14 protein-coding genes are annotated in these 13,827 nt (G+C 40.7%); 5 read left to right on the top strand and 9 right to left on the bottom strand.

Annotated features, from left to right (window positions below):
• The first annotated feature begins 156 nt into the window (after positions 1-156).
• A complete protein-coding gene (gene pgl / locus BFS05_RS02850; protein ID WP_103084505.1) occupies positions 157-981 on the top strand; it encodes a 6-phosphogluconolactonase in 825 nt (274 codons plus the stop codon).
• 100 nt (positions 982-1,081) lie between these two features.
• On the opposite strand, the gene gndA is transcribed toward pgl, so the two are convergent.
• Positions 1,082-2,536, bottom strand: a complete 1,455-nt coding sequence (gene gndA, locus BFS05_RS02845) for an NADP-dependent phosphogluconate dehydrogenase (protein ID WP_103084504.1) — start codon at positions 2,534-2,536, stop codon at positions 1,082-1,084.
• A 449-nt stretch (positions 2,537-2,985) separates the two neighbouring features.
• Here gndA and nrdH point away from each other — a divergent pair, with 449 nt between their 5' ends.
• From nrdH to nrdF, 4 genes are all read left to right on the top strand, one after another.
• Positions 2,986-3,246 (top strand): glutaredoxin-like protein NrdH, encoded by a 261-nt coding sequence (gene nrdH / locus BFS05_RS02840; protein ID WP_033888558.1) that lies wholly within the window; start codon positions 2,986-2,988, stop codon positions 3,244-3,246.
• A gap of 2 nt (positions 3,247-3,248) precedes the next feature.
• Positions 3,249-3,749: a class Ib ribonucleoside-diphosphate reductase assembly flavoprotein NrdI gene (nrdI, locus tag BFS05_RS02835; RefSeq protein WP_103084503.1), complete on the top strand. Its 501-nt coding sequence runs from the start codon at positions 3,249-3,251 to the stop codon at positions 3,747-3,749.
• 75 nt (positions 3,750-3,824) lie between these two features.
• Positions 3,825-6,047 carry a class 1b ribonucleoside-diphosphate reductase subunit alpha gene (nrdE, locus tag BFS05_RS02830; protein WP_103084502.1) on the top strand — a complete coding sequence of 741 codons (2,223 nt, stop codon included), beginning with the start codon at positions 3,825-3,827 and terminating at the stop codon, positions 6,045-6,047.
• 83 nt (positions 6,048-6,130) lie between these two features.
• Entirely contained in the window at positions 6,131-7,210 is a 1,080-nt protein-coding gene (gene nrdF / locus BFS05_RS02825) for a class 1b ribonucleoside-diphosphate reductase subunit beta (protein WP_103084501.1), read from the top strand.
• Between the two features lie 367 nt (positions 7,211-7,577).
• Here the strand turns inward: nrdF and BFS05_RS02820 are convergent, their stop codons facing one another.
• The 8 genes from BFS05_RS02820 to BFS05_RS02780 all read right to left on the bottom strand — a co-directional run bounded on the left by BFS05_RS02820 (position 7,578) and on the right by BFS05_RS02780 (position 13,587).
• Complete coding sequence (locus BFS05_RS02820) at positions 7,578-8,750, bottom strand: sensor histidine kinase (protein WP_103084500.1); 1,173 nt, start codon at positions 8,748-8,750, stop codon at positions 7,578-7,580.
• 34 nt (positions 8,751-8,784) lie between these two features.
• On the bottom strand, positions 8,785-9,438 hold the full coding sequence (locus BFS05_RS02815) for a response regulator transcription factor (protein WP_103084499.1): 654 nt from the start codon (positions 9,436-9,438) through the stop codon (positions 8,785-8,787).
• 34 nt (positions 9,439-9,472) lie between these two features.
• Positions 9,473-9,934 (bottom strand): hypothetical protein, encoded by a 462-nt coding sequence (locus BFS05_RS02810; RefSeq protein ID WP_103084498.1) that lies wholly within the window; start codon positions 9,932-9,934, stop codon positions 9,473-9,475.
• A gap of 276 nt (positions 9,935-10,210) precedes the next feature.
• Positions 10,211-10,384: a hypothetical protein gene (locus tag BFS05_RS02805; RefSeq protein WP_004129684.1), complete on the bottom strand. Its 174-nt coding sequence runs from the start codon at positions 10,382-10,384 to the stop codon at positions 10,211-10,213.
• Positions 10,381-10,674, bottom strand: a complete 294-nt coding sequence (locus tag BFS05_RS02800) for a DUF2089 family protein (RefSeq protein WP_020759138.1) — start codon at positions 10,672-10,674, stop codon at positions 10,381-10,383. Before BFS05_RS02800 ends, BFS05_RS02805 begins: the two co-directional genes overlap by 4 nt.
• Positions 10,675-10,967: 293 nt before the next feature.
• A complete protein-coding gene (locus tag BFS05_RS02790; RefSeq protein ID WP_103084497.1) occupies positions 10,968-11,558 on the bottom strand; it encodes a type IV toxin-antitoxin system AbiEi family antitoxin domain-containing protein in 591 nt (196 codons plus the stop codon).
• 147 nt (positions 11,559-11,705) lie between these two features.
• Positions 11,706-11,993: an addiction module antidote protein gene (locus BFS05_RS02785; protein ID WP_103084496.1), complete on the bottom strand. Its 288-nt coding sequence runs from the start codon at positions 11,991-11,993 to the stop codon at positions 11,706-11,708.
• A 142-nt stretch (positions 11,994-12,135) separates the two neighbouring features.
• Positions 12,136-13,587: an ATP-binding protein gene (locus tag BFS05_RS02780; protein ID WP_103084495.1), complete on the bottom strand. Its 1,452-nt coding sequence runs from the start codon at positions 13,585-13,587 to the stop codon at positions 12,136-12,138.
• Positions 13,588-13,827: the final 240 nt, after the last annotated feature.

The following is a 13,827-nucleotide window of genomic DNA, read 5'->3' as shown; positions in this document are numbered from 1 at the left end:
ACGTGATACATTACGTGAAACACTACATAAGTGGAGTGACACGTAAAGTAAAGTAATGCTTAAATGAAACATTACATAAGTGAAACACTAGGAAACTAAAGCGAAATTAAAAGTAGCGCACGAATCGTTTAAAAATAAGAAATTGAGGAAATGAATATGGCAGATAATGAAGTCACCTTTGCACATAAAGCAAGCGTTTACTGCTACAATAATCCCGATGTGCTTTCAGCCATTGCAGCTCAACGCTTGGCAATTCTTGTTATGGAGTCACAAGCTAATGTGCACAATCTCGACAAACCATTCCATTTACTTATTACTGGCGGTACGGACTCAATACGCATGTTCCAAATGCTTGCCAGCAACCCACTTTTGACGGTGATTGATTGGAATCTAGTGCATATTTGGTGGGCAGATGAGCGTTTCGTAGCTTACGATAGCGAGGATCGCAACGCACGCAAGACTCGCAAAGCACTGCTTGACTTACTTACTTCTCATAAAGCTTTATCAGAATCTCATATTCACGAGATGCCTGCAGATGAGCGTAGCGCAAAGGAAATTGCAGCAGCCAGCGACGCTGAAAATGATGCTATTTTAGATGATGCAGCACGCGACTATGAGGAAGAAATCATAGGATTGCTTGGCAAAGAGCCAGTGTTTGATTTAGCAATTCTCGGCATGGGATCGGACTCGCATATGGCTTCACTTTTCCCAGGATTGCCACAGGTCAATAATCGCGAGCGCATTGTTGTTGGCGTAAACCACTCCCCTAAGCTTCCACCAATGCGATTGTCGCTTACTGTTCCTGTATTAGCTCACAGTCGCCGCACTTGGTTCTTGACTGCTGGTGCAGAAAAGGGTGCTGCTTTAATGAACGTACTTTCGAGTGCGGATAATCCGGAATATCCTGCATCTTTTGCAAACGGAACTGACGAAATCTCTTGGATGACCACCGCAGGCACACTGCAAGCTGCAATCCAATAATCTGCATAGCTCTTAGCAACATGCATAATACTCAGAACAATAACTAGCAGGCCTCTGCATTATTATGCAGAGGCCTGCTTGTTCTAAATATTATTTTGATTTAGTCTTGCTTTACTTCTGGATGATTAGGATCTGCCCACAAAGTGTGGAATACGCCTGGCTCGTCGATGCGACCGTAAGTGTGTGCGCCGAAGAAATCGCGCTGAGCTTGAATCAACGAAGCTGGCAAACGCTTGGAACGCAAGCCATCGTAGTATGCAAGCAAGCTAGAGAATGCTGGAACAGGCACGCCATGCTCAACTGCACGCGCAATAACACGACGCCAAGCAGCTTGAGACTTTTCAATTGCATCCTTAAAGTAAGGAGCAAAAAGCAGAGAAACGCTTGCTTCACCAGACTCAAAAGCCTCAGAAACACGGTTCAAGAACTGAGCACGAATAATGCATCCACCACGCCAAATGCGAGCAACCGCAGCCTGGTCAATCTTCCAATCATGCTCAATCGCAGCAGCCGCAATCTCGTCGAATCCCTGAGCATAAGAAACAATCTTAGAAGCGTACAAAGCTTGGCGAATATCCTCAATAAACGCCTTGCGCTCAGCATCGTTCAAATCAAAATGCATGTCTGGGCCAGTTAAACCTTGGTTTTCAGCAGCTTCACGCAAAGCAACCTGGCTTGAAAGTCCACGAGCAAACACAGCTTCAGCAATACCGGTAACTGGTATTCCAAGAGAAAGCGCGGACTGTACAGTCCAAGTGCCAGTGCCCTTCATGCCAGCGTGATCCACCATCATTTCAACCAAAGGCTTACCAGTCTTAGCATCCTTCTGACGAAGCACATCAGCCGTAATCTCAATCAAATAAGAATCAAGTTCGCCCTTATTCCACTCGCTAAATACGTCTGCAATTTCGTCGGACTTCATTCCCAAACCGCGAAGCATTAAATCGTAGCTTTCGGCAATAAGCTGCATATCCGAATACTCGATGCCATTGTGAACCATTTTCACAAAGTGACCAGCACCATCAGTGCCAATATGGGTTACGCAAGGCTCACCTTCAGCAACAGCAGCAATAGACTTCAAAATAGGACCAAGAGTCTTCCAAGATTCCTCAGTGCCACCAGGCATCATCGAAGGACCACGCAAAGCACCTTCTTCGCCGCCAGAAACACCGCAACCAACGTAATGAAGACCGCGCGCGCGAATATCACGCTCTCTGCGAATCGTGTCTTCAAAATAAGAGTTTCCGCCGTCTACGATAATATCTCCCGGCTCCATAGCATTTGCAAGTTCTTCAATAACAGCATCAGTAGGAGCGCCAGCTTTTACCATAATTATTGCGGTGCGTGGACGCTTTAGAGAAGCCACGAATTCTTCAACAGTTTTAGCAGGAACGAAAGCACCTTCACTGCCATGCTCATTCATCAAAGTTTCGGTGCGTGAATAATGACGATTGTAAACAGCAACTGTATTGCCGTGATGCGCAAGATTTCTCGCTAAATTCGACCCCATAGCCGCCAAACCAACAACGCCAATATTTGCCTGGGCTTCCGTCATAATGACACCTCTTATCTTTTATCTTGTTATATTATTTGCACGAGCTTTGCATACTAAAGCAATTTGCACGCGCCCAAGTAATTTAAAGAATTTGCATTACTAATAAAACATGCACGATTCTTTCGCGTTACGCCCCTTCAAGAAACGCACTTTTTAATTTTATCTACCGATGTGCACAAGGAAATCCAGTTTTAAAATAATTAAACGCAGATAATAAATTTTGTGATATAGATTACATTTATACACTTCCAAAATATCATCCAAAATCTCTTAATCAGCACGACACGCTTACAAAAATGCTATTTTTAGCAATTCTGACAATAACTATATGTAGTGATTGTATGTTCGACACACCACTACAAATAGTACTTATTGGTAGTATGCTGGCTATTTGGCTTTTGTCGATACAACACGGAATTAAAAATTCCCCATCACCAGAGGAGATTGAAATGACTATTACAGTGTTTACCAAACCTCATTGCCCACAGTGTGATGCCACTAAGCGACAGTTCACAAAACTTGGCGTGAACTTCGAAACTGTGGACTTGTCAAAAAGCCCTGAATCACTCGAACAGTTAAAAAATGCTGGATACCGTCAAGCTCCAGTGGTTATTGCTCCAGACGCATCCTGGAGTGGGTACCGCCCAGATTTAATCGCACAAATTGCAGACAAACTCGGAACTTCCGCAGAAACAGCAAAAGAAGCATAAAAATGTGTGAACAAGAAGATATAACACAACCAAGTGAGCCAGAAGCATGCGCACAAGGCGAATCAATCGGAGCTGTAGTCTATTTTTCTTCCGTCTCCGAAAACACATTGAGATTCGTGAAAAATTGCGACTTTCCAAGCAGTAATGTGAACGTTTATCGCATACCACTTCGCCCAAAAGAACCAGAACTAAACGTACGCGAACCATACGTTTTGATTGTTCCGACTTACGGCGGTGGAAACATTAAGAAAGCGATACCGATTCAAGTGCGCAAATTCTTAAATAATCGCGAAAATCGTTCGTTTATTCGCGGAGTAATTTCTTCCGGAAATACAAATTTTGGAGAAGCATATTGCGCTGCAGGCGGTCAAATTTCTGGAAAGTGCGGAATTCCAAATATGTATTCGTTTGAGCTCACGGGAACTCAAGAAGATATTGAAAAAGTAGCACAGGGAATACCAAGATTTTTAAGACAACTAAAAGAAACAGAAGAAACGAAATAAACAAAAGATACATAAGCAACAAAACAACCAGCGTTTGAAAAACAAAACTAACGCACTAGGAAAGGAATAAAACCCATGAATAGCACGGATCCGATGAGCGAATCTACTGCGCTTAATCTTGATAACACTGACACTGCCAGCACTACTAGCAGCACTGCCGAGCGCATTCGCAATAGCCGCGACTACCACGTTCTTAACGCTATGCTCGGCCTTTTTGACCCAGAAAAAGGCATTCAGTTTGATAAAGATCAAGAAGCAGAAAAGCTTTACGTTTCGGGTTACGTGCAAGAACACAGTATGAAGTTTGCTTCCACTAGCGAGCGCTTGAACTATTTGATTAACAACTACTACTACAACGGCAACGTGTTCGGAAAGTACAGCGACGAGTTTCTCGATAAGTTCTACGAGCACGCAGAAGCTGCTCACCACACTTTTGGCACGTTCTTGGGAGCTTTTAAGTTCTACACTTCTTACGCTTTGAAGACTTTTGACGGCAAGCAATATTTGGAAAACTTCGCTCAGCGCGCAGCTGCAGTCGCTTTGGAACTCGCAGACGGCGACGAAAAAGCAGCTCTCAACTATTTGGACGAGATGCTTGCAGGTCGCTTCCAGCCAGCCACTCCAACGTTCTTAAATCTTGGTAAAGCTCAGCGCGGCGAGGCTGTGAGCTGCTTCCTTGTGCGTTTGGAAGACAACATGGAATCCATTGCGCGCGGAATTAATTCTGCTTTGCAACTTTCTAAGCGCGGCGGCGGCGTTGCTCTGCTACTTACCAATTTGCGCGAACTTGGCGCTCCTATTAAGCGCATCGAGAATCAGTCGAGTGGTGTTGTGCCTGTTATGAAGCTTTTGGAAGATTCATTCTCTTACGCTAATCAGCTTGGCGCTCGCCAGGGTGCCGGCGCTGTGTATATTAGCGCTCACCACCCGGATATTATGCGTTTCCTCGACACTAAGCGCGAGAACGCAGACGAGAAGATTCGTATTAAGTCGCTTTCTTTGGGCGTTGTGATTCCAGATATTACTTTCGAACTTGCTAAGCGTAAGGAAAAGATGGCTTTGTTTAGCCCTTACGACGTTGAGCGCGAGTACGGTAAGCCTTTCGCAGATATTTCTGTTACCGAACATTACGATGAGATGGTTGCAAATCCTCGCATTCACAAGAAGTACATCGACGCTCGCGAATTCTTTATGACTCTTGCAGAGATTCAGTTTGAATCCGGCTACCCTTACATTTTGTTTGAGGATACTGTGAATCGCACGAATCCTATTGAGGGTCGCATTACTATGAGCAACTTGTGCTCCGAGATTTTGCAAACTCAGGAAGCAAGTACTTATAACGCCGACTTGTCTTATAGCCACGTTGGACGCGATATTTCTTGCAATCTTGGCTCTCTTAATATTGCTAAGGCAATGGATGGCGACTTAGGCGCAAGCGTTGATTTGGCTGTGCGCGCGCTCACTTCTGTCTCCGAGCACACTTCGATTGATTCCGTGCCTTCGATTCGTCGCGGTAACGAAGAAGGTCATGCTATTGGCTTGGGTCAAATGAATTTGCACGGTTTCCTTGCGCGTGAGCATATGCAGTACGGAAGCGAGGAAGCTCTTGACTTTACAGACATGTACTTTATGACTGTTGCTTACCATGCTTATAAGGCTTCTCACGCTTTGGCTGTAGAGCGCGGCCGCGCTTTTGCAAGCTTTAAGACTAGCGCTTACGCTAAGCCTGCAAGCAAAGGCAACTACTTCGATAAGTACACAGATGGCAGCCGCTCGTTGGAACCTCGCACTCAAGCGGTTCGTGATTTGTTTGCTCGTTTTAACGTTGCAATTCCAACCGTTTCAGACTGGGAGCAGTTGCGCGACGAGATTTTGCGCGATGGCATTTACAACGAGTATTTGCAAGCTGTTCCTCCAACTGGTTCAATCTCGTACATCAATCATTCCACAAGTTCGATTCACCCGATTGCTTCGCGTATTGAGATTCGTAAAGAAGGCAAAGTTGGTCGCGTCTACTACCCTGCCGCTTATATGACGAATGACAATATGCAGTACTTTAAGGATGCATACGAGATTGGCTGGAAGGCGATTATTGATACTTACGCTGAAGCAACTCAGCATGTGGATCAAGGATTGTCACTTACTTTGTTCTTCCCAGACACTACTACTACTCGCGATTTGAACAAGGCTCAGATTTACGCGTGGCGTAAGGGAATTAAAACTCTTTACTACATTCGTATTCGCCAGAAGGCTTTGGAAGGTACTGAAATCGAGGGTTGCGTAAGCTGCACGCTGTAAACCTTATGGTTGCAAATCTTTCGAACGCCAAATCAAAAACTTAAAAATTTTATAAAAACGTAAACACAAAATCAGGAGTAATTATGACAGAACTCAGCCCAACCGAGCTTAGAAGCAGTCTCGATAAGCCTTTCGGCACGAATCGCGTAATCGCAAGCGACGAGATGATGGCAGCTTCCATCACTCCAGCTCAGTATCGCTATCATCACGGTTCGCGCGTGCGCCCAGTTAATTGGAATAATATTGTTGACGACAAGGATTTGGACGTTTGGAATCGTCTTATTGCTAACTTCTGGCTTCCAGAAAAGGTTCCGCTGAGCAACGATATTCCTTCTTGGCGTTCCCTCACCGACCTTGAGCGCAAGACTACTACTCGCGTTTTTACAGGCTTGACTTTGCTTGATACCAGCCAGGCAACTATTGGTGAGCTTTGCCAGATTGAGCACGCTCGCACTGAGCACGAGCAGGCTATTTACACGAATATTGCTTTTATGCAGTCGATTCACGCTCGCTCCTACTCCTCTATTTTCTCCACTCTTTGCTCTAGCGAAGAGATTGACGAAGCTTATCGTTGGGCTGTTGGAAACGACGTTTTGCAGCAGCGAGTTACCACCGTGCTTTGTGAGTACGAGAGCGAAGATCCGCTTAAGCGCAAGATTGCGGCGACCATGCTTTCTTCACTTCTTCTTTACGCGGGCTTCTATCTTCCGCTTTACTTTGCTTCTCGCGGTAAGATGATGAATACTGCAGATATGATTCGCTTGATTTTGCGCGATAAAGCTATTCACGGCTATTACTCGGGCTACAAGTTCCAGCGCGGTTTGGAGTTTAGAAGCGAGAACGATAAGAAGAATCTTGAAAAGTTCACTATGAACTTGCTTGATACTTTGTACGATTTGGAAGTTGAGTATTCTGGTCAGATTTACGAAGGATTTGACTTCCACGATGACGTTTTTGACTTCGTGCGTTATAACGCTAACAAGGCTTTGATGAATCTTGGCTACCCTGCAAAGTACAGCGAAGAAGAAACTCACGTAAGCCCAGAAATTCTCGCAGCTCTATCTCCTGCAGCCGACGAAAATCACGACTTCTTCTCCGGCTCTGGTTCCAGCTACATTATGGGCAAGTCTGTTGAAACTGACGACGACGATTGGGATTTCTAATCGCTTAGTTGCTTCATTGCTTCGTTAATTAGTTAATTAATCAGGTTGCTTATGTACTTTTCATAAGCAACCTCTTTTTTATTTAATTATTTAAGAATATTTCCATTTTGGAACTATTCTTAAATATCCCCGCACTTATGGCGTTATCGTGGCAGATTTCGATAATTTTGCATTTTCTGCCACGATAACTCGATATAAAATAGCAACGAAACAGCATTCTGCATCACAGATTAACCGCTTATTTGCATCTGCCGCGCAAAGGTTCGTCCAAATACTCGATTGAAATATGTCCAAATACTCGATTAAAAAGCGTCCAAATACTCGATTAAAGCGCAAGAAAGCACAATAATTTATTCTTGCACAATGACTATTTCTCTACATGAAGTGGAACGTGTACATTAATAATCCACGAATCGCCATCTTCAATAACTTTAAAAGTTCCGCCAACGCGTTCCGCAAGTATCTTATGAAAACGCAGTCCATATCCTAATTGCAAGTTAGCAAGAATACCTCGTTGTGCACTATTTATACACGTAATATGACATTCATGGTCATTAAGCATTACATTCATAGCGTATTCTTTAGGCTTTGCAGCATGCTTTTTTACGTTCGCAAGCAGTTCTCGGCAAATATACTCAATTTGAGCACATTCTTCAAAAGGCAAATGGATTGACCGAGAATCTTCAGCAGCTAAATCACTACTAAAGTCAATGGAACCAATATAGCCAAGCTTTTCAAACGACTTTTGTTCACAGTCAAATAAAACGCGTAAGCCTGTACAAAAATCTTTATAACATGTAGTCGATTGCATAACATCGCCAGTGCTTATAGTTGTAGCATTGTCAAGAAGAGAAATGATATTACGTGCTCTATGAAGAGTTGTAGTAGCACGTTGAAGAATCTCTCGCGAATTTTCGTGTTCTTGCTCATGAGTTGTTTGAGGTTCAATAGATTGTTGAGCCATCATCATAATGTTGGAAAGCTCATTAGTTACTTCATCGTGCATGCGAATTGCGGCAATAGTGGCATATTTTTGAAAAACGTTGTAACGCTGTGCAAATAACTGTTCCTGCTGTTGGTGAATAGTAGAAATATAGTATTTTACGATTGCGCTAGAAATAAGAGTGATAAGAAGCCACCACGCTAACACATAAGCGTTTTGAAAATCGCATATAATAAAGAACCATGAAGAAACTCCGCAAGAAGAAAGCACTGTGTACCAAGGTTGAGTAATTACAGCAATTGCCAAACAAATCAATATGGTAAGCATCATAGATGAATAGTTGATATTGGGCGCAATAATTACCAACGGCATCCAAATAAGTACAATAAAAGATGCTTTACGTGGCCATATTGCAATGCATAAGCAGATTACAATCCATACTATTTCAACCGTAATGGCATGCCAATTAGAGTAGTAATGAAGATTATTATAGGAACAAATCTCAAGAATCAAAGTACAACTTATGATCACACCAATTCCAATTTTCCGCCAGGCATCATGCGGCAAAAAATTGATCATACGCGTTAATAATTTCATAACTACCTACTTTTACACGTTAATTTCTTACACGTTATATGTCATGCGAATACTTTGCGAGCGCGGCAAGCGCCTGCATACGACTTCGGACTTGAAGTTTTCCGTAAATACGCCGTAAATGCGTGTTTACTGTTGAAACTTTCACATTAAGCTGATCTGCAATCTCTTTCGTAGAATACCCCTGTTTGCACAAGCGCATAATTTCCGATTCTTGAGGAGACAAAACTGAAGTCTTCGGAAGTTGAGAAATCATATTAAATGATTCTTGCGGAGTGTGAAAATAGTCAATATATTGTGGCAATTCTGGACACCCGTAGCTTGTTGCGCGCGATTGGATAGCTGCAACTACGTCTGATAAATTGTCTTTATGTATTAACGCTTGACCACCCGACTTAGCAACTTGCAATACGTATTCATCTAACATGTAGGAAGTAATGCCAATTAAAACAATATCGCCATTGCGCTCGCGAATTGCTTTAATTACATCAACGCCACTCATTTCTCTCATTGACATATCTACTAAAAGTACGTCAGGAGTATTTTCTGTAACGCAACGATGAATAGCTTGTTTTGCAGAAGAACACATCCATGCACAAACAAAGTTTTCAGGCAAACGACTTTTTAGAAGAAGTTGCATATATCGCAATACAAGCGTGTCATTATCAACAATTGCGTAAGTGGTGTTCATACAATATATGGTATCTTGTTTTAGAATCCGATTATCAAGAGATGTGCGATTGTACTGTTTTTCTCAAATTATCAAGATTGTACACATTAAAGTGCCATACGCTAGCACTTTCCGTTGGCACACTCCATTCTTCGGTTTTACTATTGACAGTAAAGCGAATTATTTGAGTTGTTGGCTTATTTATAACTTCAAAATTAGTGAGTTGATTCCACGCAATACGACGAAGATGCTTATCGTCTAATTTAGCTAGATTACCCGAGCCTAAAATGACATTCGGATTAACAACAATAAACTCATTATCAGTGGCAGCAACAATACGCGCATCAACGCTTTGTGCTACATAGAATAATTTAGGTAACAAAAATAGTTTGATTAAATCTTTCCACCAAGGGTCGTATTTCATGGTAAATACATACGTTTTATCAACTGAAAGATTGTGCTCTTTAAAGTACTTGACGATATCTTCTTCTCGTATACCGCGCAAAGGATTAGTCATAATAAGCACCTCCTCGTGATTCTCGTTTTGTAAATTACCAACATACTAACGTGCAGATTTTATCTATACAAATAGGTGTACCTATTTTTAACGATAGTGCTTTTAGAAAACTTTTTAAAAACTTTTACTATTAGCAGTTTGTATGTTCTCAGCAATCAATATTTAAGAATATTTCCGTTTTGGAACTATTTTTAAATAGAGGCGTGCTTATGAAGTTATCGTGGCAGTTTTTGCTAATTTTGCAATTTTTGCCACGATAACTTGGTATTTTGTGTTTTATAAGTCCTGTAACGCAATTCTTTTATCTTCTGCAGACTGCTTAGATGACTTATCGTCTTTCTTAAGAGAATGCGCATATCGAATAAGACTTCTTGCAATAAAGAACACTAAAGCACATATAACAAGTGCAATAAGAATGTCAATTATTGGACCAAATAATGCATAGCTCATGATTCATCCTTTCTTTTTCTATATTCGTTTATGAGTGTTCGAGCTGTGTCAACATCGTATTTATCGTCAATAGCAAGACTCTTTACTAAAAGAACGAACGGGTCTTCTGGTTCATTATCGCTTATGCGCAGTTTTTCAATGAGCTTGTTAAGCCTGATTCTCATCGTTGGATAAGAGACTTGATACATTTGCGACATTTCTTTTAACGATCCAGACGATAATACAAAGTTCTTTATAAACGACATATCTTCGTCTGTGAGATTAGCCATCCATTTTGGAATATGATCCATATCACCCCCTTTCGTCAACCTATAAAACTTTAATTAAATTAAACTTTTATTAAAAATATTAAAGTTGTTGTATGAGTTTGTCAAGAATGAGCATGAGAGATATGACGTAAAGCGACATTTTTATGTCGCCAGAATTGTCGCTTCGTCGCCAATGGGTACAAAATTTAGTCATCTTGCTTAGCGTTAAGAACGTTTAATAAGTTTATAATTTCATCAAGTACGCTTGAAAATGTTATTTCTTTTGTATAACTATATTTTTTCGAATAATTTTGCCACTGTTAATTTTATCTTATTCACAATAGCACTTCCAGTGTTTGCTTAACTTTATTGGATATATTCATTTTTGTTGCATACTCATGAAGTTTTATAAGATCTTTCCCGTTATACTTACTATAAGCTTGAAGAGTTTTAACAAAAAGTTCAGAATCAATACTGTTTCTGTTTATTATAAAATTACAAATAATACGTTCAAAATCATAGACACGTACTTCATTCCCCATTGGGGTAGCCGTTGTAGTGACGCCTAACTTGCTATACAATCTTGAAACCCAATGAATAGCTAAATTTGAGGGTGGATTATTAAAACGATATCCTCTAGGAACGCTTACTTCAAGATGTTGTGGAATTTCATCTGTAAAACCTTGAAGATAAAGAGCTGAAACATAAGAGAATACGGCCTGTGGATAACGATATTGAAAGAAGTAATATTCGTCATAATCACCATTGGAAGAGAGGAAAATCCCCCTTTCAATTCGATTAAGAACACCTTCGTTTTTCAAACGAGTTAAATATATAGTTGGAATATCTAATGTTTTACAATCCTTGTATGTAATTATTCCATGATTATTATCTAAATAGTTAAGGAGTATCTCTTTGTTTGACACAATAGCCTCACTTCTGTTGCTTTCATACTAACATTTCATCTTTTTTGTAGTGTAAAAGCAACAAAGAATTGTAACGCCATATTTTTAACCGAGTTATCGTGGCAGTTTTTGCGATTTTTGCAATTTTTGCCACGATAAATGGGTATATCACGCATTTGCAGGTTCTATTGCAATGCGTCCGCCTAACGCTTGAACAACCTTCGCAATAGTCTGAAAACTAGGATTGCCGTCTCGTCTTAGGCTTTTGTAAAGGCTTTCCCTTCCGACCTCAGCTTTTTGAGCAATCTCTTTCATTCCTCGAGCTTTTGCAATATCACCTATGGCAGCTTGCAACAAGCGAGGATCGTTAAGTTCTGCTGCGGCATTGAGATACGCAATAACATCATCATTGTCCTCAAGATACTCACTCGCATCCCATTTACTTATATTTACCATTTTTTCATCCAATTGCGATACTCATCTGTTTTAAGTATCTCCATAAAAATATTTTATCCTGCAGGATACAATTTTGCAATTTCTGCCACGATAACTTGTGATTATTGCTACGCAATATAGTCTCGCAACTATTGTCTCGTAATCAATTAAAAAACATTGTTTGCGCGTCAACAAAGTTGATGCTTGTTTTAGCATGACGAGGATTATAAGAAGTTGGATACTTTGTAAACAACATAAATATTTTCTTATAATCGCGATTTTTTGCATTCTCAACTAAAGTTGCTCGCTGCAACAACTTGCTCACTGCTTCAGCTTCGTTAAGATTATTACGCCACTTACATTCTGCAATAAGAAGCTGCTTGTTAATATCGTCTTCTGCAACAATATCGATATCAGTTTGTTCGCGCGCAATAGAATCAGCACCCCACCATTTACCTAACTTAGTTGGCAAAAAGTCCATTCTGCCAATTTTGCATTGGCGCACAATCCACTGTTCGCACATTTTCTCAAACTGTTGACCTACAAAAGTACTAAATACTTCATGTTCGCCACCAAGAACACTACTTGCGGCAGCGTGTGAAAGTCCGCGTTCAATCAATCCTTTATTAGGCGCTACAAACCTATACCAATACGCAAAAAATGGGTCACAAATCTGCCATAATCCTTTTTTGCAATGAAGTGGATTCATGCCGAATGGAATATTTCTTTCAATTAATCCGAGGCCTTCTAATGTTTTCAAATACACGTTCACTGATGTAGCCGGCAATCCAATACGATCCGATATTAAAGTTGGAGTATTGCATCCAGTTGCAAGAGCATTGAGCACACTATTGTATGTTGACGGATCGCGCAATTCTTGTCGCATAAGCATGTCTGGTTCAGCGTACAAAATTCCCGAAATATTAAAGCATAACTGCTCAAGATTTTCCGCAAACGAAGACTTATTATCTAACTGTTCAATATAGTATGGTGTTCCTCCAAGGGATGCAAAATAGTTGATTTTATCTTCCCAAGTAGCATTATTTGGCATAAGTTCAGATGCTTCAAAAAGATCAAATGGTTGCAAACGAATCTGTGCGGTACGTCTTCCGTAAAGCGGACTCTTTTTACCAAGAACTTCACTTTCCATGAATCCTTCGTTGCTGCCGCACAAAATAAGAGTCATGTTCGCGTTCTTAAATTTATGATCTATTGCAACTTGGAATGTTGACGCTAGGGATTTATCTGCTTGAGCTGCGTAAGGAAATTCGTCAAAAACTAGAATAAGTGGGGATTGAGAAGCGCTTTGATTTGCGCTACTAGATTGTCGTGCAATAAAATCGAGAGCGTCGTTCCAATTATTAAACGATCCTGTAGTTGACGGTAGATTGAAGAAATCGTACACAGTTCGCGAGAAATCACGCAAATTCTCGATATTAGTTTGTTCGCGAGAAGTAAAAAGTATTGCGCGCTTATTTTTACAAAATTGTGAAATAAGCGAAGTTTTTCCTATTCGTCTTCGGCCATAAACTATTGCCATCTGGAACGAGTGCTTGCTGTTTTCATACAGTTTTTCCAGTACTTGTAACTCGTCTTGTCTGCCAACAAAAACCATATTCCACCTGTCGCTACGCCAATAATTGCATATTTTTCAGCGCATCTTATTGCTGACGAATATACGCTCTATTTAATATAATCGCGATTATTATAATCGTAATTATAATAATCTAAATTATATTATTTTGCAATATACTCAACACAATCACACGTTATCGTGGCAGAAAATGCAAATCTAGCAAAAACTGCCACGATAACTGGGTTTTTGCGATATAATATAACTCATACGCCAATACGA

It is taken from the genome of Gardnerella coleohominis (genome assembly GCF_002896555.1).
In the GTDB taxonomy this organism is placed as follows: Bacteria; Actinomycetota; Actinomycetes; order Actinomycetales; family Bifidobacteriaceae; genus Bifidobacterium; species Bifidobacterium vaginale_F.
Note: the sequence above shows the minus strand (reverse complement) of the source record. Positions and strands in the feature narration are given on the sequence as shown.